This is a genomic window from Enterococcus sp. LJL99 (genome assembly GCF_054871725.1).
This window is the reverse complement of the sequence record NZ_JBTXLT010000002.1, coordinates 84,205-106,735: the sequence shown is the minus strand read 5'-3', so window position 1 is coordinate 106,735 and position 22,531 is coordinate 84,205. Positions and strand designations below refer to the sequence as shown.

The following is a 22,531-nucleotide window of genomic DNA, read 5'->3' as shown; positions in this document are numbered from 1 at the left end:
TCTAACTCGCATGCATCATAATGTAATCGAAAAGACGCGTCGGTAAAATAGTGTGCATAAAGACCATTGGTTTTGCACCAAAACCAATCAAATATCTTGGCTTAGGCTTTTGATTATTTACTGCTTTAGAAATCGCTCGAGAAATAACGATTGGTTTAGACATCAGGTTTCCACTATACTGTTTTCTCATGCCTTCAGAAGCTTTTATCGCCACTTTTTCATAAGGACCGTTTTTGGCTGATTCTTCCAAATGATCTGCTGCTATCGCTCCCCAGTCCGTTTTGATTCCACCAGGTTCAATTAAAACTACATCAATCCCAAATGGTTTAACTTCCATACGCAAAGCATCGCTAAAACCCTCCAAAGCATACTTTGTCGCATGATACCACGCACCAAGAAAACTCGTTATTCGGCCACCCATTGATGAAATATTGATAATCCGTCCGTAATTATTTTTTCTCATAGAAGGAAGAACTAATTGAGTTAGTCTTGCTAAACCAAATAAATTCACTTCAAATTGCTTTTTCGCTTCAGTGATTGACATATCTTCAACGGCTCCATATGAACCATAACCAGCATTATTGATTAATACATCAATGCGTCCTTCTTGTTTAATAATCTTATCCACTGCTTGCTGCATCGATTCCTCATCCGTTACATCAAACTTAATCCCTTTCACACCAAAAGATTTTAACGAAGCCATTTTTTCAACTCTTCGACCAGCGCCATAAACAATATGACCTTCTTTCGCCAAATATTCTGCCGTTTGATAGCCAATACCACTAGTTCCACCAGTAATTAAAATAACTTGCTGTTTCATAGTCATTTCCTCCCATTTGTTTATGAACCAATCATAGCTTACTGTCACTTTTTTTAAAATGATTTGACATGCCAAGTTTGTTGCAATTTACGTCACAAGTAAAATCCGCCCCAAAGCTGAAATCAATAGAGCTAGTTTTTTCGAATATTAAAAATTAGTCACATTTCATATAGTAACAGATTTATTTGGATACCGTAACTTCCATTAAATCTATGTAATAAAAAAGCAAATCAATGTATTCAATAGATAACAATAAAGTAAATCATTTGATTACTACGCTAAAATCAAAGTGAAATTCTATTTATTTAGGTTCAAAAGTATGGTCAAAAACAAAAAAAGAAGCTTCCCTCTTTCAAGGAAAACTTCATAAATACCGATATAAAAGCTTTTATATCGATGTTTTTTACTCTGCAGCGTTTGCGTCTTTGAGACCGTATTTTTTGTTGAAACGATCCACACGTCCGTCTGCTTGAGTGAATTTTTGACGTCCAGTATAGAATGGATGAGAGTCAGAAGTTACTTCGACACGGATCACTGGATAAGTGTTACCGTCTTCCCATTCTGCTGTTTCTTGAGAGTTCTTAGTAGAACCTGACAAGAATTTGAAACCAGTAGTAGAATCCATAAAGATCACTGGGTGGTATTCAGGATGAATATCTGTTTTCATACTTTTTTCGCTCCTTTGCCCTGATTCATTTGCTGGATCAGAGTTTTTTTGTCGATTTACAACAGTACTATAATAGCACGATTAATTCTCAGTTGCAATTATCTTTTAACATTTCTTTTCGTTTGCTTGCCAAAACTAACATCTTCAAAGTCCTCAAAGAACCCTTTATTACTTTTCGTCTTACGTAAAAACTTGACAAATTGGTCCGTATATTCCAAGGAATCCCCTGTCATATGATTTCTCAATTTCCATGTTTCTTCTAATTGATTAGTAGTCATTAATAAATCTTCTTTACGAGTACCAGATTTTTTAATATCAATAGCTGGGAAAATACGACGTTCAGCAAGTTCACGAGAAAGATGTAACTCCATGTTCCCCGTTCCTTTAAACTCTTCGTAAATCACATCATCCATTCGGCTTCCAGTATCCACTAATGCTGTAGCCAAAATCGTTAAGCTACCACCTTCTTCAATATTTCTAGCTGCTCCGAAAAAGCGTTTTGGTTTGAAAAAGGCTGCTGGATCAATTCCCCCACTCAACGTACGACCACTAGGTGGTACAACTAAATTATACGCTCGAGCCAAACGAGTGATACTATCCATCAAGATAACAACATCTCGCTTATCTTCAACTAAACGCATCGCACGCTCTAGTACTAGCTCAGAAACTCGAGTATGATTTTGGGGTTGTTGATCAAAAGTCGATGAAACCACATCCCCTTTAACACTACGTTCCAAATCAGTTACTTCTTCAGGACGTTCATCAATCAGTAATAAAATCAACTCAACATCGGGATGATTTTCAGTAATTCCATTGGCAATTTCTTTTAGAACACTCGTTTTTCCAGCTTTTGGCGGTGCAACAATCAAACCACGTTGCCCAAATCCAACTGGAGAAAAAATATCAATCATACGAGTAGATAATCGACCTGGTGTTGTTTCTAAATTAATTTGTTTTTCTGGATACAAAGGAGTCAACGCTGGAAAATGTGGACGTTCTTTAGCTTCTTCAGGATCTTTGCCATTGACACTTTCCACATGCATTAAACCATAATAGCGTTCAGATTCTTTAGGTGGACGAGCCTTACCAGCTACTTGGTCTCCATTTCTTAAGCCAAAGCGACGTATTTGAGAAGAAGAGATATAAATATCTTCTGCACTAGGACCATAATTAATTGGTCGCAAAAAACCATAGCCATCTTGAGAAACAATATCTAGAATACCTTCCATGAAAAAGAAGCCTTGCTTTTCAGCTTGCGCACGAATTACCGCCAACGCTAACTCCTTTTTATTCATTTGACTATAATAGGGAATTTTAAATTCCTTTGCATAGCCATAAATATCTTTCAGCGTACTGTTTTCCAGTTCGGCCATTGTTAAATAATCACTCATTGTGATACCTCAATTTCTTCTTCAGTTTCTATCATTTGAATATCTGCTCCTAAAGCGGTCAATTTTTCAATTATATGATCATACCCTCGTAAAATGTACTCAACATTATGAACGGTAGTCGTGCCTTCAGCCATTAATCCAGCCGTAACTAAACAAGCGCCCGCTCTTAAATCAGAAGCAACGACTTCAGCACCATGTAACTGAGAAGGACCTTCTAAAACAATCATATTTCCTTCAACAGAAGCTTTTGCTCCCATTCGAACTAACTCTGGAATATGTTTTGTTCTTTGAGAATAAATACTATCAATCACTTGTCCTTTTCCTTGCGCTTTTAGCAACAACGGTGTGATGGGTTGTTGTAAATCAGTCGCAAAACCTGGATAAGGGTATGTTTTAACCGTAGTCATTTTTAAATTATGGGAAGGATGAACTTCAATCGCATCTTCTTCGATTGTCATTTCAACACCCATCTCTTGTAATTTCGCAATAAAGCTTTCTAAATGTTCATAAATCACATTACGAACTTTGACTCCCTCACCTACTGCTGCTGCTAATGCTAGGTAAGTTCCAGCTTCGATTCGATCTGGAATAATCGTGTGGCGACAACCATGGAGCTTTTCAACCCCTTCAATTCGGATAATATCTGTACCAGCGCCACGAATATTAGCACCCATATTGTTTAATAACGTTGCTACATCAATGATTTCTGGTTCACGAGCCGCATTTTCAATAATCGTTTTACCATTTGCTTTAACTGCCGCTAACATGACATTAATCGTCGCACCAATAGAGACCATATCCATGAAAATTCGTGTTCCATGAAGTCCCTCTTCTGTTCTTAAATACATCGCACCATGTTCATTGGTCACAGTAGCTCCTAAAGCTTCAAATCCTTTGATATGTAGATCAATCGGTCGAGGTCCAAGATAACAGCCACCTGGTAATCCAACCACTCCTTCACCAAATTTGCCTAGTAAAGAACCCATAAAATAGTATGACGCACGCAAGCTATTAATTTTGCCTTTAGGCATTGGAACAGAAATAACTTCGGTTGGATCAATCATTAATTTATTATTTTCAAATGTAGTTTTTGCACCCATTAATTCTAAAATTTCGATTAGTGAATGGACATCTTGAATATCCGGTACACCTTCTAATGTAACTGGTGAATCAGCCAATATTGCTGCTGGAATCAACGCCACTGCACTATTTTTTGCACCGCTGATAGTTACTTCGCCAGATAAAGGACGATTGCCATTTATTACAATTTTTTTCATTCTATTATTCTCACCTATCTATAAGTAAATGATTTAATTTTTTATTTAAACGTATATCCTACTTATTCTATCATAATACGCTACAAGAAAAAAGTGAACATTTATTTTAATTAAAAAAAAGAAAAAAACGGCAGACTTACTGATTTGTAAGTGCCGTTTTTATTTTATCATTTAATTTAGTGTAAGAAATTAGGCTTTGTTTTCTGAACCGAACCATTCAATACGTTGTTCAACTAATTCAGTAACTGCTTTTGTTCCTGGTGCTAATAATTTACGAGGGTCAAATCCTTTACCTTCTAAGTCTTTGCCTTCTTCAATATATTTACGTGTTGCAGCAGCAAATACTTCTTGACACTCAGTATTTACATTGATTTTAGAAACACCCATTGAAATAGCTTTTTGAACTTGATCTAAAGGAATACCAGATCCTCCGTGTAATACTAATGGAATATCTCCAACAGCATCAGCGATTTCTTGTAAGTGATCAAATGCTAAGCCTTTCCAGTTTTCTGGATAAGAACCATGAATGTTACCAATTCCGCAAGCTAAGTAGTCAATACCAGTTGCTACCATTTGTACACATTCTTGAACGTCAGCTAATTCACCAGAACCGATGATTCCGTCTTCTTCACCACCGATAGAACCAACTTCACATTCTACAGAAACACCTTTAGCATGAGCTTTAGCAACTACATCTTTAGCTTTTTCAATGTTTTCTTCGAATGGTAAGTGAGAACCATCAAACATTACTGAAGTGTAACCAATTTCGATACATTCTAATGCATCTTCGTATTCACCATGGTCTAAGTGAAGAGCTACAGGTACAGTGATACCCATTGAATCAATCAAATCTTTAACTAAATCGTAACATACTTTGTATCCACCCATGTATTTCGCAGCGCCCATAGAAGTTTGGATCAAAACAGGTGCTTTTTTAGCTTCAGCAGCTTCAAGAATCGCTTTTGTCCATTCTAAGTTGTTTGTGTTGAATCCGCCAACACCGTAACCATTTTCGCGTGCTGCTTTAAGAAATTCTGTTCCTGATACTAATGGCATAATAAAATTCCTCCTAAGTTTTAAAAAACCTTATTTGTTAAGGGATACCCTTAATCAACAATTTTATTTTATCACTATTTTTGGTACTTTTCTACTATAATTGTTCTTTTCAGAAAATTTTTGTCCATTTTTTCACAAATGAAATCAAAAACCTTCTTATTGACAGAATAACCAAACTAAAAACAAATCATTCATTTAAGGTGTGTCTGAAAACAATTGAGGAATTCGAATTTTTTGTACGTTCAGCTGAAAATCAACAAAGAAAAAACAGCTTATGTGGAACATAGACGAGGCTTTATGACACATGGTCAATTTCCAAATTAATCATACTGAATAGACACCTAATCTACCATGTCTACCATTTAATTATTAAATTGAAAAACGAACAATCACAACTAAAAATGTTATAAAACCAATAAAAACCATTAAACCATACATTGACAGCTTAACTTGAGCTGAAAGTTTTTTCGTCTCTTTTGCTGATAATAAACTACGATAAAGTAACAAGGTCAGACCTACGCCAATAACATTCAACGTAAACAGTTGTTGAATAAGACTAAAAAGTAAATAATAGCCAAATAAGGATTGTCGACAATCACTTGTATTCCCTATGTAATAAAGACCAAACGCTTGAAAAATCGATATCAACGAAACAATACTGGTTAACGCAAGACCCGGTATATTTGTCAGCAATCCTTCAACCGAAATCCTTTGCGTCGTTGAGGTCAAAAATAAATACAGACCGAATAAAGCTGGAACAATCAACCAATAAAAAAATAATAGCTTTTTCAATTTCGAAGTATTTGTTATAAATGTCGTCACTCTTTATCCCTCCGTTTGCGCATTCAAATAAGTTACATATTTTCTAAAAATCAAATCAATCAAGACACTCAGTCCTACAAGCGATTGAGCAATATGATCTTTTCCGTTGATAATAAAGGAAGTTGAATTATAAAAATAGGCATATTGTGCATGTTCAGCAAAAAAATTTTGCGAAAAGGCAGTAATCGTAGCCAAAGGAATTCCTCGCGCATTCAGTGAAAGAATATTTTCCTTAACAGCTTCGGTTTCTCCACTCAAGGATACAAATAAAACCAAATCGTCTTTGCTAATCATCGACATACTGATATCTAATTCAGTTTTAACAGGAATCACAATCGATCGTTTATCACATAGCATCAGCATTTTAGAAAACTCTTCTACCACTTTTCGTTGTGAATACCCCGTTGCATAACAATAAATCGTATTCGCAGACTCAATTGCTTTATTTAGTGGCGTAAAATCAGTTTGTTGCGCTAATTTAACCGTATTCTCAATATCTGTTGTTTGTAAAGCCACTAAATCAATTGTTGCATCTGAATTCGTGGTTGGTTTGCTTTGACGTAAAAAATATTTGAATTCTGAATAGCCAGAAAAACCCAATTTTTTAGTTAATCTAAGAATAGATGATTTTGAGGTATGAACTTTTTCACCTAATTGGATAATATTTAAATTCATGATTTCTTGCTCATTTTCTAAAATATAGCCTAAAATAGCCCAATCCATTTCACTTAGTTCTTTTTGATGCATTTGCATTAACATTTCTAAATTCATTTAGAGCCCTCTTATTCTTTTCGTATTTCCTTTATTATAAGGGATAAGAAGGTAAAACGGAAACTAAGAATCGCTGATTTATTAAATCAAAAACAACCTATTTTCGGTTTTAAATTCGATAAATTTCAACTAATAAAATAGGTACATTTTCATTTTAGCTAAGGAAGTGACTGAGAATGTTAGCGAAAGCTACATTCCCAACCTCCTCCTACCAATAATGAGTTACAACATAGTTCTACTTTAATTCTGGCCAAAATTCTTGATTTGCTTCAACTAAATCATCTAAGATTTCTTTTGCAACACGAGCGTTTGGAACAATTCTTGACAATGTCAACGCTTGCCATAATTTTTGATAAGAACCCTCTGCCCAAGCTTCTACAACAAGTTTTTCCACTGCAACTTGTTGCTCCATCAATCCTTTTTGGAAGCGCGGAATTTTCCCTTGAACAATTGGTTCTGGCCCATTACTACCGACAATGCAAGGAACTTCAACCATCGCTGTTTCATCAAAGTTAACGATTGATCCTTCGTTTTCAATGATTAAAAGCATTCGTTCATGTGTATTATAAGCAATCGCTCTTGCCAGATCGACGATGTATGAAGCATGCTCATCGACTTCTAAAGTTGTTCCTTTCGCGGTTCCTTCTTTAGCAATTCTATTACACTCGCTGAAGACATGTTTTTCTCTGCCAGCCATAACTTCATTTGCCCGTGTATATTCAGGATTTGCATGAGCGACTTCATCTTGAGGATAGAAATAGTATTTTAAATAGGTATTCGGTAAAGTATCTGGATCAACAGCAAAGACTTCTTTAGCTTTAGCAAACGTATGCATCCAACTTGCATCAGTATGTTGAGATTCTTCGATTTCTTCTTTTAAAGAATAACCGAATTCTTTGACATGCTTTTTAATTTCTGGCATTAAATCTTTTCCATTTTTATCACGAATATCTGTCCACCAACCAAAATGGTTAAGTCCATAATAACGAACCACCATTTCTTTTCTCGAACTTAATCCCACTGCATTAGCCATTCGTTCTTCGATCCCTACTGGCATATCACATATGTTGATAATTTTAGCATTGGGTCTTAATTTTCTGGTTGCTTCTGCAACAATTGCAGCTGGATTCGAATAATTTAGCATCCAAGCTTCTGGGGAATATTTTTCCATATAGTCAACTAGTTCTAAAACACCACCAATTGACCGCATTCCATAAGCAATTCCACCAGGTCCACAAGTTTCTTGACCGATTACACCATATTTTAACGGAATTTTTTCATCTTTTTCACGCATCGCATAAAGTCCTACACGAATATGAGCCATCACGAAATCGACATCGGTAAATGCTTCTTTTGGATCTGTAGTTGCTAAAAATTTAATATCTGGTGCTTGTTCTTTTAAAATAATCTCACACGCATCAGCGATTTGTTTTTGTCGCTCTGCATTATTATCATAAAATTTCACTTGGCGAATCGGAAATTTATCCAAATTATCTAACAACATTAAAACAATTCCTGGGGTAAATGTACTTCCTCCACCGGCAATAACAATTGAAAATTTCTTCATTTCTTTTTTCTCTCCCTACTTAATTTAATTAGCTGCATCATTTTCTTTACTAACTTCTAACAGATTTTCAAACTGTTCACGAACTTGTGGAACATCTAATCCAACGATTACTTGGAATGCTGGACCATTTCGAACAACTCCATGAGCGCCACCTTCTTTAAACGCACTATCAGGACCGACGATTTGATCATCTTTTACCGTGATTCTTAATCGAGTTGCACAATTATTTACTTTTTCGATATTATCACTACCGCCAAACGCTTCTAAATAAATAGCGGCTTGTTCGGTATACTGATTAGCACCTTCAAGAACAGCACCTCCTAGCGTACCTGCTTTTTTAGCTTCCTTATATTCTTTTTTACTATATAGTTTTACTTCCTTATCCTCTTCTTCTCTACCCGGGGTCGCAAAGTTAAATTTCAAAATCAAGAATCTAAATAAAACAAAGTAAATTAAGGTAAAGGCTAAACCAATAAATAGTTGAGTAAAAATCATCCCTTTGTGATTAGCAAATAATGGAATCCAGTTTTTCGCTAATAGATCGATAAAACCGCCTCCCATATCACCAACCACACCAAAAGCATACATCGTAGCGGCCATTGTTGCTGCCAAGATTGCGTGAAGAACAAATAATGGTGGTGCGACAAATAAGAACGTAAATTCAAGCGGTTCTGTAATCCCAGCTAAAACAGCGGTTAATGTTACTGGAATCAAAATAGCTAAAACTTTTTTGCGTTTATCAGGTTTGGCTGTGAAGTAAAAGGCTGCAGCGATTCCTGGAGAAGCAAATATTTTAGAATTTCCATGTAGTGCAAATCCACCTTGTGGGAATAATTGTTTCAATGGTGTTGTGGTTTGAGCATATTCATTTAAATGAGCCATCCAATATTTAGTAATCCCATTTTCTACTACAGCAGGACCAAAAATAAACGGCGTATAAATGAAATGGTGTAAACCAGTTGGAATCAAAATTCGTTCAAGGAAGGTATAGAGCCAAACACCAAATATCCCTGCATTCGCCAGAAACGTTTGCATTGAACCAATACCACCTTGAATTTTAGGCCAAATCAGACAAATTAGAAACGCCACAGGTAACATAGCGAAAAAACCTAAAATTGCAATCAATGAGGATCCTTGGAAAATACCTAAAAAATCAGGTAGTTTCGTATCAAAATAGCGATTATGTAACCAAACAACAATCGCTGAAATAAAAATAGCTCCGATAATTCCAGTATCCAGAGTCTTGATTCCAGCAATCATTTTCATCCCGCTCTCGCCCCCTACTTCTTGGGCAAAATCAACACCGAAAAAGTTACCGAAATACTCAAGCATACTGCTAATAAAATAATTACAAGTCAAATAAATGACAAATGCTTCCATCGCAGCACGAGCATTGGCTTTTTTAGCAAGTCCAATCGGAAGTCCAATAACGAATAATAATTCCATTTGATTAAAAACCGTCCAAGCGCCACTTTCTAAAACAGACCAGATACCGTACCAAACCGTTCCTTCATTTGCGATACTTCCGACAATTAATGGATTTTTAAAGATAATTGCCAATGCAACCATGATTCCCGAAAACGAGAAAAGCAGAACAGGCGTAAACATAGCTCCACCAAATCGCTGTACCTTTTCCATCATTGTACACACACCTTCTTTCTTTTTTCTTTATTACACTACTAGTTATACCATTCTAGGTATACGCTTACAATTGGTTAAAGCCTTTTTGGGAACCATCATTCCTACTAGAGAAAAAGTGTCAAACGTAGGGAAATTTACCAATAAAAAAAGAGCGCTAAACAAAGGCTCTTTAATTACTTCTCTATTGCTTTAACTTAGTTTTTTTAGTTAGCGTTCATTTTTTCTGTTTCATTTTATGTTTTTTTAGCTCTGGAAAATTGCCAGTTTTTTTATACAATAACTGTTCGTCTTCATTAGCGAATCGACCAAGAACAGATTGTGTTGGTACTATATTCATAAAGGCATTTTCATCGACACTATAGACAATTTGTTCCAAATCATATAATTCATAACGTGTAATAACCATCATAATCATACGACTTTCTGCTCCAGAATAACCTCCATAAGACGGCAAAATCGTCATTCCACGAAGCATTTCTTTAGAAATAGCTTCTACAACACGATTCGGATCATTTGTGACAATCATTGCGGTTATTTTTTGATGACTAGTATGAATCGCATCTACAACTTGCGTCATACAATATATTGAAATAATCGTATACAGGGCACTCTCCCAATCAAAAACAAAACCAGCAATTACAATAATAATCCCATTTAATAAAAACATAAAATTACCGACTGTTTTACCTGTCGTTTTTGATAATACCAAAGAAATAACATCCATTCCTCCAGTAGTAAAACCCATCTTTAATGATAGACCTGCACCAATCCCAATCAAAACCCCACCCACGATGGCATTCATTAATGGATTATCGGTAATTACTTTTACTGGTAATAATACCGTCACAATAGAAATCCAAGCAACATTGATAAAACTATAAATTGTTGATTCTTTTCCTAGTTTAAGAAAACCTAAAACAAAAATCGGAATATTCAATAGTAAAATAAAAATCCCTGTATCTAAGTTGATTGCTAAATGATCATGCAATAATGAGGCAATGATTTGCGCAACTCCATTCATTCCTGCAGAAAAGACTTTAGCTGGAGTTAAGAAAAAATTCAAACTGATAGCTGCTAAAATACCAGTAACAAAAATAACCAATACTTTTTTTATTTCTTCATTTTTTTGATAGTTATTGATCCATTTACTCATGAAAAAGTCCTCCTGTTTAGAAAACCGAAACTTTTAACTTTATTCTTTCTAGCCAAAAAGTTTCTCCTTCTCTCTTTATTGGTTAGCGCCCAAATTAGAATAACAGCTTGCTCTAAAAAAAGAAAGGCAAAATTTACCAAAATGAGGAATCTTTTATTTTGAGGTTTTTAGATTTTAAAAAGATGTGTGAATTCCCAATTTTTTTCCTGAAAAACATGCGAAAAAATAAGCCTAACAATTATTTCTTTTTAACACCTAGTTTTTTCTAATGCTCTTCTTCGGCAAAACACGTTTATCTTTAGACTTGTTTCTTTAGTGATTCATGTTACTATTAAAGAGAGATATAGAAAAGACAGGAGGTTGTCAAATGGCAGCAAAAGAAGCAAGCTTCGATGTAACATCTGAAGTAAACATGGAAGAAGTAAAAAACGCCATCCAAATCGCATTAAAAGAAATCAAAAATCGTTTTGATTTTAAAGATTCAATTGCTGATATCAAATTAGAAACGAATAAATTAGTTGTAATTGCGGATGACGAATATAAAATTGAACAAGTAAAAGACGTACTATTCAGCAAGTTAGTCAAAAGAGGCGTCCCTATCAAAAATATTCATTTTAGTTCCAGTGAAAATTCACTAGGTGGAGCCGTTAGACAATACGGCGATTTAGTTAGTGGCATCGATAAAGATAACGCTAAAAAGATCAATGTTGCCATCAAAAACTCTGGTATAAAAGTAAAATCACAAATCCAAGAAGATCAAATTCGGGTATCAGGGAAAAATCGTGATGATCTTCAAAAAACAATTGCTATGCTAAAACAATTAGATTTACCAATAGAATTACAGTTTGCCAATTACCGTTAATTATTCAAAAAAAGTTGTGCTAGAGAAAGAATCTATCTCCAGCACAACTTTTTTTATTTATTGACTTAAAAATAGCCGTAATTCCTCTTTATTTTTGCCACTATTCAAACCAACAATTAAGCGAATTCTAGCTTTTTGCCCATTTAATCCTCGGGAAAAGATAAGACCCATTTTTTTCAAATTAGCACCGCCACCTTCATAATCATAAAGATCTTCAGCAATACCATTCGAACAACGAGAAACTAAAACGATTGGGATCTCTTGGTCAAGTAGGCGTTGAATTGCAGGCAATGTTTTTGGTGGTAAGTTTCCCGCCCCCAATGCTTCGATTACAATTCCATCGGTATTTTCATTATTAACAAGATCAAACAAACTACCATCCATTCCGGCAAAAGCAGTAATCACATAGACATTTCCATTAGCTTTTTCAATATCACAAGTCTCTTGTGCAACAATTTCACTTGCAAAAAACGTTCGGTCTTTTGCAATCATTCCAATCGGACCGAAAGTCGGTGTTCGAAAGGTAGCAACATTTGTCGTATGTGTTTTAGTTACATATCTAGCTGCATGAATCTCGTCATTCATTACGACCAATACGCCTTTTCCTATCGATTCATCTGAACAAGCAGTAAAAATGGCACTAATAAAATTATACAGACCATCCGTACCGATTTCATTACTGGAACGCATTGCACCCGTTAAAACGACTGGTATTTTCCGTTCTAAAGTAATGTCTAAAAAGTAAGCTGTTTCTTCCAACGTATCTGTTCCATGAGTGATAACAACTCCATCAAATGATTCCGCATAAGCTTTTTTGATTCGTTGCTGTAATATCAGCATTTTTTCTAATGTGATATGAGGAGAAGGAACATTAAAAATCGCTTCAACAACTAAATCGACTTTTCCTTCTAATAGTTTTTCTTGATCTAATAAAGGATTAGTTTGGTTAGGTGTCACATTGCCGTCCGGCTCTTTTGACATTGAAATCGTACCACCCGTATGTAGGACTAAAATTTTCTTCATCACTTTTCCTCGTTTCTAATTCATTTTATCTTTAACAATCCAAAACGACCGCTTAATCTTTTTGCACCCAAAATTGTTTGATTATATTTTCTATTTGTTGATTATTATATGCTCTTTGCGCATGATACCAATGGGGTGGAAAAAGCTGTTTAACTGCTGGAGAAGAAAAACGTTGATCCAATAATAAAACCACACCTTGATCTTTTTCATCTCGAATAACACGTCCACCCGCTTGTAATACTTTATTCATTCCAGGTATTTGATACGCAAATTGAAAGCCATGTTCATTTTTGATTTCATAATAGTTTTTAATCAACTCTTGTTCATGATTCATCTGAGGCAACCCAACGCCAACGATGGCTGTACCGATTAATCGAGTACCTTTTAAATCAATTCCTTCTGAAAAAATACCTCCTAACACGCAAAAGCCAACTAAAGATTCTGTTGGATCCGATTCGAATAATACTAGAAAATTTTCTCGTTCTTCTTCTGTCATCATTGTATCTTGCAAACGCGTTTTTATTTCGGGATAATTTTCTCTAAACTGTTCGTAAACAATATCCATATAGCTATAGGATGGGAAAAAAACTAAGTAATTTCCCTTCTTTTGCTTAACCATCGTCATGATGCTTTCTGTAATCATCTGGTAACTGTTTGCTCGTTCCTTGTACGTTGTTTGAATATGATTTCCAATGACAAGTAATTGATTTTCTTGAGCAAAAGGACTCGCAATACGATAACGCAAACTATCTTCTTTGCCACCTAAAATTTCTTGATAGTAATCCAAAGGCGTCAAACTTGCTGAAAACAAAATGCTTGCTTTACTCTTATCTAATTTTTGTTCAAGCAAATAAGAAGGATCAATACAAAATTGCTTGATTGTTACTTGGTTTTTTTCAGCTATGACATAAGTATAATAATGATCATCATATAGTTCACTGATTTTTAAATAGTGCATCAACTCAAAGTAAAATTCCAACACTTGATTTAGTTGTGGAAATTCTTGATTCTCTGGCAACCATTCCTTAATTTTTTCAGCCAAAGTATACCCAAATTTGATAAAAGAATCCAATGGTTCTGCTTGATAAATAAAATTTTTCTGATCCTTCTCACAAATTTCTTGGATTCGTTCAAATTCTGTTTTCATTTTTTTAACCGCTCGTGTAATCTTATTTTTTTCTTTAGCAAAAAAAGCTGTAAAAGAATTCAATTGAAAAAGGGTCAAAGTAGCAGAATACATTTCTCTTGAACGATTAACCAAATTATGAACTTCATCAATCAGAAAAATATTGTCTTTTTCTACTGGATCATCCTCAAAAAAACGACGCAAATAAGCCGTCGGGTCAAATAAATAATTATAGTCACAAATAATCAAATCACACCATAAGCTAACATCCAAAGATAATTCAAAAGGGCATAACGTGTGCTTTTTAGCGTATGTTTCAATCACCTCTCGAGTGAATTGATTTTCATTCATCAATAAATCCCAAAGACCTTCATTCAAACGATCATAATAACCGTTGGCAAAGGGACAGTGTTCTGGTGTACAATTGCGTTCGGTTAAAAAACAAATTTTGTCTTTTGCTGTCAATGTCACACTTTTCAACTGCAACTCCTTTTGTTTCATTGCCTCCACAGCATCTTCGGCCACTTGTCGTGTGATTGTTTTAGCAGTTAAATAAAAAACTCGCTCCGCTTGTTCTTCGCCAATTGCTTTTAACGTAGGAAAAAGAGTTGAAATGGTTTTCCCAGTTCCAGTAGGCGCTTCAACAAAAAGTCGTTGCTCACTTAAAATCGTTTTATATACCGAAACAGCCAGTTCTCTCTGGCCTTTTCGATAATCTCCGTAGGGAAAAGTTAAATTTTTCAATGATTGATTCCGAAGTGAACGCCACTCTTCTTTAAAAATTAGCCATTGTTCATATTGCTGAACTAAATCTGTAAAAAATTCTGCTAATTCTTCTTGGCTGAATACTTTTCTTTCTTGAGTCACTTCTTCTGTCGTTGTTTGAAAATAGGTCAATTGTAACGTGATGTTTGCTAACTTTTCTTGTTGACAATAAATATGTCCATAACACATCACTTGGTACCAATACATATCAACTTGTGCTTGGGGCAAATCAACAAATGCTGGCTCTGACGTTTTTATTTCATCAATTATCGGCTGCTGGTTTTCATCTAGAAAAAGCCCATCTGCTCTGCCTTCAATCACAAATGGCAGTTGATTGAGAAGGACCGTCATTGATAGTTTCAGTTCTTTTTGATAACCTTCTCCTGCTGCTTTTTGCAATTTCCGATGAATTCTAGCGCCTTCTAATGCTGTATGTTCACTTGTATGTCTTGCATCAATACTACCTTTTCTTAGTATAAATTCTACTAGCTGACGAATCGCAATTCTTTGCTTCGTTTTCATAGTCACACCACCGTCTTATCATTATAGAACATACATTCGCAAAAGAAAAGGAAGAGTTTTAAAATTAATCTTTTTCTGAAATTTTTATCTAATTCTTTTTTGTTCCCTTACATTACTTTTCAAGCTTCATCAATACATTCATAAAAAAACTCCAAAATTGCCGATTCTATCGACAGTTTTTGGAGTTTTTTTAGCTTAATTTTAGCTAACTGAAACTAATTGTTTTTACCAAAAATTCTTAAGAAAGCTAAGAATAGATTGATAAAGTCTAGGTATAATTGTAAAGCGAAGAATACGGCAATCCCTGTTCCAACAGAACCATTTGCTTGTACATAATAATTTTGAATTTGTTGGTTATCATAAGCAGTTAAACCAGAGAAAATCAAGACCATCAAAATACTAATTAAATAATCTACTGGACCACTGTGCAATAGAAAAGCATTCAATAAAATGGCAATAAATACACCAATCAATGCACTAAGGGCGGCTCTACCAATTCCAGATAAATCTTTTTTGGTAAACATACCAACTAGTGCCATCGCACCAAACGTTGCTGCTGAAGCAAGAAAGGCACCAAACACTTCTGAATCCGTATAGTAAAGTAATGTAATCGCTAAGGTTGCGCCATTCATAATTGAATACGCAATAAATCCTCCGACTACTACCCCTGGATTACTATCTGCTTTCGCTGCTTTTGAAGCTAAAAAGAAAACTAAAGCAATCTCAACTAGCCACATTCCCATAAATCCTAATGGAAAATTACGCACAAAAGTTATAAACTCTACATAAAAAACATTCAGAGCTAAATACGAGACAACCGCACTTAACCCTACTCCTAAGGCTAAATACCCATAAATTTTAGAATAAAACTGGTTAATACCAGATTTTGTTTTGACTGTTCCGCTATTATTCATTCAAATCTCCTTCTTTCTTTTCAGTGTCCTTTGAAACTTGCGGTGGTTGAACCATCACGACTGCATCTAACACTCGATCCTCAGCAGAATTAACTGCATCAATAGAAAGCGTTACTACATTTTTCATTTTGTCAACCATAATTACTTCAAATTGAAAGGTCAACGTTTCGTAATGAAAAACTGGCTCAACGAAGTTTACCGAAAAATTCACTACATGAGATCCAGGTCCTGGTAGATGCTTAGAAATCGCACTGGTAATAATTCCCATCAACATGATAGATGGAACAATTGGTTGTCCATACTCGGTTTCTTGTGCATAGTCATGTTGGATATAGACAGGATTTGCATCATTGGTTAACCCTAGATACAATAATAAATCTTTATCTTCAATTACCTCGGTGACGGATAACGAGTCGCCTTCCTCAATTTCTTCGATGGTCTTGCCTAATTTTCTTGATTTACCGATGTTCAAATTAGTACACCTCCGCTATTAATAAGATAATTGTATCAAAATGATAAGAAAAAACAAGCGATTTTAATCAAAGACAACGTAATTTAAACGTTTACTAAACAATTATCGTAGTTTGTCTATGACTAAACAAACAACTATTAGTAATTATTTTAAAGAACGTTTCTTGTAGTATTACTTAAAAGTGTTTCATAAGCCTGTTCAAATTTTTGAACATCACCAGCTCCCATAAAGACAATCACGGCATTTTCATAGTCTAATAAGGGAGAAACATTATCTTCCTTGATTACAGAACCGCCTTTTTTAATTTTAGAACCCAAGTCTTCGATTTTGACATCTCCTTGCTGTTCTCTAGCAGAACCAAAGATATCACATAAATAAACAGCATCCGCTAAATCTAACGCTTCAGCAAATTCATCCATCAAAGCAACCGTTCGTGTAAAAGTATGCGGTTGGAAAACAGCAATGATTTCTTTTTCGGGATATTTTTGACGAGCGCCATCGATTGTTGCTCTAATTTCAGCAGGATGATGAGCATAATCATCGACAATAATCATGTCACTAACTGTTTTTTCACTAAAGCGACGCTTAACACCTTGGAAACCACTCATTTCTTCTGCTACTTTTTCCATATCTAATCCTTCAAAATAAGCTGCTGCGATAACGCCAAGAGAATTAAGAATATTATGTTCACCAAAAGCGGGTAGCTCAAAGTGACCCATCGATTCATTTTTATAATACACATCAAAAGAAGAACCTTTTGTTGTACGTTCCACATTTTTCGCTTGAATATCATCGTTATCATTTAAGCCATAATAATAGATAGGAACTTTTGCAGTCAATTTACGCAGATACTCATCATCACCGTAAGCAAAAATACCTTTTTTCGCTTGATTAGCCATTGTTTGAAAAGCAGAAAAGACATCTTCAATACTTTCATAATAATCAGGATGATCAAAATCAATATTCGTCATAATCACATAATCAGGTGAATAGGCAAGAAAATGGCGTCGATACTCACAAGCTTCAAAGGCAAAGAATTCTGCATTAGGATCTCCATGCCCTGTGCCATCGCCAATTAGAAAACTTGTTGGTTTAATGCCCGTTAAAATATGAGCGAGTAAGCCTGTCGTTCCTGTTTTCCCATGTGAACCCGTCACAGCAATACTTGTAAAAGGTTCGATAAAACGAGCGATAAAGTCATGGTAGCGAATCACTTGTACACCAAGTTCTTTTGCACGAACTAATTCTTCATGTGTATCAGGAAACGCATTTCCCGCAATAACTACCATATCTTCTGTGATATTCTCTGCATTAAAAGGAACAATTTTAATTCCTGCTTTTTCTAAATCACGTTGGGTAAAGAAATACTCTTCCACGTCAGAACCCTGCACTGCATATCCTTTTTCATGTAAGACTAGTGCCAAAGAACTCATACCAGATCCTTTTATTCCAACAAAATGATGTAATTGATTTTCTTGATTGCTCATTTATGATCCTCTTCTCTTTATATCTATATAAATTGTCAATTAAGTTTTAATAATTAAAATAGCCTGAACACAATTATCGTACAAAAACGCAAAATAATCAACTAAATAATAATGAAAACGATTCACTCATCCACTTAATTCTCGAATCAACGAAAAAAGAGAAAAACAAGGCTGATTTCCCCTTGCTTCCCTCAAAATTCAAACACTACATCATTTTAAAAATCAAACTATTACTCTATTACAATTGGGATTTATTTTTCCAATAAGTATAATTTTTAATCAATCATTACCTGAAATTTCTTGAATTAAAAAATCCTTATTGTATCAGTTAAAGTATTTACTATTTTCTAAATCAGTACTTGAATCCGCGATAATTCCGCTTAAAGATATTCCACGTTTTTTTTCTTGGTCCGCTTCAGCGACTTTTTTGCCATAAGCGGTTTGGTTTTTCGCATTTTCTTTTGCGGACTTTAATTCTTTCCTTGAACGAGGTAAAGAATGACTAATATCGCCTTGACCAAAACGTTCCATATCAGGTTTAATTTGTTGATATTGTCGTCTTGTCACGGGGATATCAAGTGATTCTTTAGGAACATTAAACTTCTTAACCGTAGGATCTTGTTCCCCTTTCACTTGAAAAGAAGTAGGTGCTTCATCAAAAAGCAAATAAGAATTCTGGTCTTTTCTCATGGCTTCAACTAATTCTTGTTCAGAAACTTTAGGCCCTTTTTCATCAGTAATAACCGATGCAGGTATATACTTCGGCACAAAATACGAACGAGCATCATAATTATAATTCTTCGGTGTTGTGCGTTTATTCGTTCGAATCGCTTCTTTATTGCGATAGTCACTAGGATTTTTTTTATGCATATCTCCGAATAAATTATTTTTTTTCTTAGTAGGCGTTGTCCAACTGGCTGTATAATTTGGTAAGTTAGACTTATGTTTGGCTAACTCATCTACTTGTTGTTTGCTATGATTGGTATGCAATTTATTTAATTGTGTCGGTTGTTTCTCTCGATTAATTTGAATTTGTCCTGGAACTGGATCCATCGGTTCAGTTACTCGTTCAGGTGTTTGAGCTGCAGCTTCAACTGAGCGATTGATTACTGGATCATCTTGAAATAATTTACGCTTATTTATTGGTGTTAATTTTACACCAACTTCATCATCATAAGCGGGAAAACGAAAATGTTTTCTTTTCACTTGTGTTGGATTTACCATTAAAGTCATTCCTTTATCATTATCATACTTTCTGTTAATTCTACCACAAAAAGATATTTTTCTAAACTACTAAAAGAAGATCTTACGATTTATTTCTCAAAACATAAAAAAATGACCTAACTGACTTAACTAAGATTCTTTTTCAAAAAAAAATAGTGAGCCAAAATCATTCAAAGGTCAGCTAAAACCTTCAAACAACTTCGACTCATTTTCAAACTTTTTTCTATGGATAGATACGATTTAATAGACGTGGAAACGGACTTGCTTCACGAACATGTTCAATTCCAGAAAGCCAAGTCACTGTTCTTTCAAGACCTAGTCCAAAACCAGAGTGAGGAACAGAACCATATTTTCTTAAATCTAAGTACCATGAGTATTCTTCTTCATCTAAACCTTGTTCACGAATTTGTTCCAACAAGAATTCATAATCCGTCACCCGTTCAGAACCACCAATAATTTCACCATATCCTTCTGGTGCAATCATATCGGCACAAATAACAATATCATCACGTGTTGGATGTGGTTTCATGTAAAATGGTTTGATTGCTTTCGGGTAATTTAAGATAAAGACTGGTTGATCATAAGAGCTAGCAATAAAGGTTTCATGTGGTGAACCAAAATCATCACCCCATTCGATATCATCAAAACCATTTTTCTGTAACAATTCAACAGCTTCGTCATAACTAATACGTGGAAATGGTAGTTTAGTATATTTTTCAAGCGTTTCTTTATCACGCTCAAGCACATCTAAAGCATTGTCACAATTATCCAAAACCTTGCGAACTAAGTAAGCCACATATTGCTCTTGAACTTCCAAACTTTCTTCTTGATGCATAAAGGCCATTTCAGCTTCAATCATCCAAAATTCAATCAAGTGTCTACGTGTTTTTGATTTCTCAGCTCTAAAAGTTGGACCAAATGAAAATACTTTCCCAAAAGCAAAAGCAGCCGCTTCCAAATACAATTGTCCACTTTGAGATAAATAAGCTTGGCGATCAAAATAATTGGTTTCAAATAAATCGGTTGTTCCTTCTGGTGAACTACCGGTTAGAATAGGTGGATCAACTTTAATAAAATTATTTTTATTAAAGAATTCATACGTTGCAAGAATAATTTCATTTCTAATTTGCATGATTGCATGTTGACGAGATGAACGCAACCATAAATGACGATGATCCATTAAAAATTCCGTTCCATGTTCTTTAGGGGTGATTGGATAGTCATGGCTCTCACCAACTACTTCAATCCCACTAATACCAATTTCATAACCGAATTTTGAACGTGTATCTTCACGAATCTCACCAGTTATCCAAATAGACGTTTCTTGTGTCAAATTTTTCGCTAGTTGAAAAACTTCCTCTGATACTTCACTTTTTACAACGATTCCTTGGAAATAAGCTGTTCCATCACGTAATTGTAAGAAAGCGATTTTTCCGCTTGAACGTTTATTAGCAACCCACGCTCCTATTTTTACCGTTTTCCCAACGTAATCTTTTGCATCAATAATTTGAATTTGTTCCACAATTGTCTCTCCATTCATTGCTTTTTTACCAATAACTATCCCGAATTAGAACTTCTTTATCTTTTTGATTTTTTCTCAATAAATGCCGCAATTCTTTTAACTGCTTCTTCCAAGGTAGTTAAATCTGTTGCATAACTGATTCTAATGTTTTCAGGAGCTCCAAAACCAGCACCTGTTACAACAGCAACTTGGGCTTCTTCCAATAAATCATTGACCCATTCCGTTACATCACTATAGCCACATAAATCCAACGTCTCTTTCACATTAGGAAACAGATAGAATGCTCCTTGAGGTTTGCTTAATTTAAACCCAGGTAAAGCAGCAACTTGAGGATAAATTTTATTTAAACGATCTTCAAATGCCAAACGCATTTTTTCTACCGTTTCTTGTTCACCCGTTAAGGCTTCAAGCGCCGCATACTGACTAACAGCAGTAGGATTGCTAGTCGATTGTGAAGCAATATCGTTCATTGCAGCAATAATTTTTTCATCGCCAACCGCATAGCCAATTCTCCATCCTGTCATTGCATACGTTTTTGATACTCCATTGATGATAATCGTTTGTTTACGAATAGCTTCTGAAATAGAGGCTAATGGCGTGAAAGTATTGCCATTATAAACTAATCTACCATAAATATCATCTGATACAATTAAAATATCATGTTCCACAGCCCAATTTCCGATGGCTTCCAACTCTTCTTTAGCATAAATCATCCCAGTTGGATTAGAAGGCGTATTTAAAATTAATAATTTGGTTTTAGCTGTTCGAGCCTTTTCAAGCTGTTCAACCGTTACTTTAAACTCATTTTCTTGTGTCCCTTCTAAAAAAACAGGAACTCCTTCAGCCAATTTGACTTGTTCCCCATAGCTGACCCAATAAGGAACAGGAATGATTACTTCATCCTTGGCATCTATTAATGCTTGGAATAACGTGTATAAAGCAAATTTAGCACCATCAGTAACAATCACATTTTTTACTTGGTAGCTTAAGCCGTAATATTTTTCAATATGGGTCACAATTGCTTGACGCAACTCCTTAATCCCAGACGACGGCGTATAGTAGCTTGCTTTGCCACTTTCAATCGCTGAAATAGCTGCATTTTGAATATTTTTTGGTGTAACAAAATCTGGTTCGCCAACTGTTAAACTCAAAATGTCTTTGCCTTGTGCTTTTAATTCATTAGCTTTTGCTGCAGTTGCTAAAGTTACCGATGGTTCTACTCTCTGTGCCCGCTTTGATAAATTCATCATTTTACTCCACTCACAATCATCTATTTTTCAACTCTTTTTCTAGGCAGTCTCTGAAACCGATAGCAGAAATTTAAATTCCTTAATCGTTTTCAGACACTCCTTAAATTCCTTTAATCAACCTACAAAATGATCTGTTTAACTATATGATTCCTTAAAACTAGTTTTATCTATATCTATTTGCCTAAGAGATAACTAAGCG

Annotated in this window: 19 protein-coding genes; 1 reads left to right on the top strand and 18 read right to left on the bottom strand. The window is 35.0% G+C overall.

The window, feature by feature from the left end:
- Position 1: 1 nt before the first annotated feature.
- From ACYSNW_RS03615 to ACYSNW_RS03570, 10 genes are all read right to left on the bottom strand, one after another.
- Positions 2–820: an oxidoreductase gene (locus ACYSNW_RS03615; protein WP_461743092.1), complete on the bottom strand. Its 819-nt coding sequence runs from the start codon at positions 818–820 to the stop codon at positions 2–4.
- A gap of 403 nt (positions 821–1,223) precedes the next feature.
- A complete protein-coding gene (locus tag ACYSNW_RS03610; RefSeq protein ID WP_461743091.1) occupies positions 1,224–1,487 on the bottom strand; it encodes a type B 50S ribosomal protein L31 in 264 nt (87 codons plus the stop codon).
- A gap of 98 nt (positions 1,488–1,585) precedes the next feature.
- Entirely contained in the window at positions 1,586–2,878 is a 1,293-nt protein-coding gene (gene rho, locus ACYSNW_RS03605; RefSeq protein WP_461743090.1) for a transcription termination factor Rho, read from the bottom strand.
- A complete protein-coding gene (locus ACYSNW_RS03600) occupies positions 2,875–4,155 on the bottom strand; it encodes a UDP-N-acetylglucosamine 1-carboxyvinyltransferase (RefSeq protein ID WP_461743089.1) in 1,281 nt (426 codons plus the stop codon). Before ACYSNW_RS03600 ends, rho begins: the two co-directional genes overlap by 4 nt.
- Before the next feature lie 189 nt (positions 4,156–4,344).
- Positions 4,345–5,211: a class II fructose-bisphosphate aldolase gene (locus tag ACYSNW_RS03595; RefSeq protein ID WP_461743088.1), complete on the bottom strand. Its 867-nt coding sequence runs from the start codon at positions 5,209–5,211 to the stop codon at positions 4,345–4,347.
- A gap of 369 nt (positions 5,212–5,580) precedes the next feature.
- Complete coding sequence (locus tag ACYSNW_RS03590; protein WP_461743087.1) at positions 5,581–6,033, bottom strand: hypothetical protein; 453 nt, start codon at positions 6,031–6,033, stop codon at positions 5,581–5,583.
- 3 nt (positions 6,034–6,036) lie between these two features.
- On the bottom strand, positions 6,037–6,804 hold the full coding sequence (locus tag ACYSNW_RS03585) for a MurR/RpiR family transcriptional regulator (protein ID WP_461743086.1): 768 nt from the start codon (positions 6,802–6,804) through the stop codon (positions 6,037–6,039).
- Between the two features lie 235 nt (positions 6,805–7,039).
- Positions 7,040–8,371 carry a 6-phospho-alpha-glucosidase gene (locus ACYSNW_RS03580; protein WP_461743085.1) on the bottom strand — a complete coding sequence of 444 codons (1,332 nt, stop codon included), beginning with the start codon at positions 8,369–8,371 and terminating at the stop codon, positions 7,040–7,042.
- A 24-nt stretch (positions 8,372–8,395) separates the two neighbouring features.
- Entirely contained in the window at positions 8,396–10,012 is a 1,617-nt protein-coding gene (locus tag ACYSNW_RS03575; RefSeq protein ID WP_461743084.1) for an alpha-glucoside-specific PTS transporter subunit IIBC, read from the bottom strand.
- A 214-nt stretch (positions 10,013–10,226) separates the two neighbouring features.
- Positions 10,227–11,165 (bottom strand): YitT family protein, encoded by a 939-nt coding sequence (locus ACYSNW_RS03570; protein WP_461743083.1) that lies wholly within the window; start codon positions 11,163–11,165, stop codon positions 10,227–10,229.
- Between the two features lie 367 nt (positions 11,166–11,532).
- Here ACYSNW_RS03570 and ACYSNW_RS03565 point away from each other — a divergent pair, with 367 nt between their 5' ends.
- On the top strand, positions 11,533–12,027 hold the full coding sequence (locus tag ACYSNW_RS03565) for a YajQ family cyclic di-GMP-binding protein (protein ID WP_461743082.1): 495 nt from the start codon (positions 11,533–11,535) through the stop codon (positions 12,025–12,027).
- 57 nt (positions 12,028–12,084) lie between these two features.
- Here ACYSNW_RS03565 and ACYSNW_RS03560 read toward each other — a convergent pair whose 3' ends face one another.
- The 8 genes from ACYSNW_RS03560 to ACYSNW_RS03525 all read right to left on the bottom strand — a co-directional run bounded on the left by ACYSNW_RS03560 (position 12,085) and on the right by ACYSNW_RS03525 (position 22,329).
- A complete protein-coding gene (locus ACYSNW_RS03560) occupies positions 12,085–13,050 on the bottom strand; it encodes an asparaginase (RefSeq protein WP_461743081.1) in 966 nt (321 codons plus the stop codon).
- Between the two features lie 52 nt (positions 13,051–13,102).
- The gene (locus tag ACYSNW_RS03555; RefSeq protein ID WP_461743080.1) at positions 13,103–15,463 is read right to left on the bottom strand and encodes an ATP-dependent DNA helicase; all 2,361 of its coding nucleotides are present in this window, start codon (positions 15,461–15,463) and stop codon (positions 13,103–13,105) included.
- A gap of 215 nt (positions 15,464–15,678) precedes the next feature.
- On the bottom strand, positions 15,679–16,377 hold the full coding sequence (locus ACYSNW_RS03550) for a Bax inhibitor-1/YccA family protein (RefSeq protein WP_461743079.1): 699 nt from the start codon (positions 16,375–16,377) through the stop codon (positions 15,679–15,681).
- Positions 16,370–16,849: a MaoC/PaaZ C-terminal domain-containing protein gene (locus ACYSNW_RS03545; protein WP_461743078.1), complete on the bottom strand. Its 480-nt coding sequence runs from the start codon at positions 16,847–16,849 to the stop codon at positions 16,370–16,372. The genes ACYSNW_RS03550 and ACYSNW_RS03545 overlap by 8 nt, the downstream gene beginning before the upstream one ends.
- Positions 16,850–16,998: 149 nt before the next feature.
- Positions 16,999–18,336, bottom strand: a complete 1,338-nt coding sequence (gene murC / locus ACYSNW_RS03540; protein WP_461743077.1) for a UDP-N-acetylmuramate--L-alanine ligase — start codon at positions 18,334–18,336, stop codon at positions 16,999–17,001.
- Positions 18,337–18,660: 324 nt separating this feature from the next.
- Complete coding sequence (locus ACYSNW_RS03535) at positions 18,661–19,569, bottom strand: hypothetical protein (RefSeq protein WP_461743076.1); 909 nt, start codon at positions 19,567–19,569, stop codon at positions 18,661–18,663.
- A 214-nt stretch (positions 19,570–19,783) separates the two neighbouring features.
- A complete protein-coding gene (gene asnS, locus ACYSNW_RS03530; RefSeq protein WP_461743075.1) occupies positions 19,784–21,082 on the bottom strand; it encodes an asparagine--tRNA ligase in 1,299 nt (432 codons plus the stop codon).
- 56 nt (positions 21,083–21,138) lie between these two features.
- The gene (locus ACYSNW_RS03525) at positions 21,139–22,329 is read right to left on the bottom strand and encodes a pyridoxal phosphate-dependent aminotransferase (protein WP_461743074.1); all 1,191 of its coding nucleotides are present in this window, start codon (positions 22,327–22,329) and stop codon (positions 21,139–21,141) included.
- Between the last annotated feature and the right edge of the window lie 202 nt (positions 22,330–22,531).

Bases quoted from the DNA above. Each gene is read 5' to 3' on its own strand.
- murC (WP_461743077.1), bottom strand. From the start codon at position 18,336: ATGAGCAATCAAGAAAATCAATTACATCATTTTGTTGGAATAAAAGGA.
- ACYSNW_RS03535 (WP_461743076.1), bottom strand. From the start codon at position 19,569: ATGACTTTAATGGTAAATCCAACACAAGTGAAAAGAAAACATTTTCGT.
- ACYSNW_RS03550 (WP_461743079.1), bottom strand. From the start codon at position 16,377: ATGAATAATAGCGGAACAGTCAAAACAAAATCTGGTATTAACCAGTTT.
- rho (WP_461743090.1), bottom strand. From the start codon at position 2,878: ATGAGTGATTATTTAACAATGGCCGAACTGGAAAACAGTACGCTGAAA.
- ACYSNW_RS03575 (WP_461743084.1), bottom strand. From the start codon at position 10,012: ATGATGGAAAAGGTACAGCGATTTGGTGGAGCTATGTTTACGCCTGTT.
- ACYSNW_RS03595 (WP_461743088.1), bottom strand. From the start codon at position 5,211: ATGCCATTAGTATCAGGAACAGAATTTCTTAAAGCAGCACGCGAAAAT.
- ACYSNW_RS03600 (WP_461743089.1), bottom strand. From the start codon at position 4,155: ATGAAAAAAATTGTAATAAATGGCAATCGTCCTTTATCTGGCGAAGTA.
- ACYSNW_RS03610 (WP_461743091.1), bottom strand. From the start codon at position 1,487: ATGAAAACAGATATTCATCCTGAATACCACCCAGTGATCTTTATGGAT.
- ACYSNW_RS03580 (WP_461743085.1), bottom strand. From the start codon at position 8,371: ATGAAGAAATTTTCAATTGTTATTGCCGGTGGAGGAAGTACATTTACC.
- ACYSNW_RS03585 (WP_461743086.1), bottom strand. From the start codon at position 6,804: ATGAATTTAGAAATGTTAATGCAAATGCATCAAAAAGAACTAAGTGAA.
- ACYSNW_RS03560 (WP_461743081.1), bottom strand. From the start codon at position 13,050: ATGAAGAAAATTTTAGTCCTACATACGGGTGGTACGATTTCAATGTCA.
- ACYSNW_RS03615 (WP_461743092.1), bottom strand. From the start codon at position 820: ATGAAACAGCAAGTTATTTTAATTACTGGTGGAACTAGTGGTATTGGC.
- ACYSNW_RS03555 (WP_461743080.1), bottom strand. From the start codon at position 15,463: ATGAAAACGAAGCAAAGAATTGCGATTCGTCAGCTAGTAGAATTTATA.
- ACYSNW_RS03570 (WP_461743083.1), bottom strand. From the start codon at position 11,165: ATGAGTAAATGGATCAATAACTATCAAAAAAATGAAGAAATAAAAAAA.
- ACYSNW_RS03565 (WP_461743082.1), top strand. From the start codon at position 11,533: ATGGCAGCAAAAGAAGCAAGCTTCGATGTAACATCTGAAGTAAACATG.
- ACYSNW_RS03525 (WP_461743074.1), bottom strand. From the start codon at position 22,329: ATGAATTTATCAAAGCGGGCACAGAGAGTAGAACCATCGGTAACTTTA.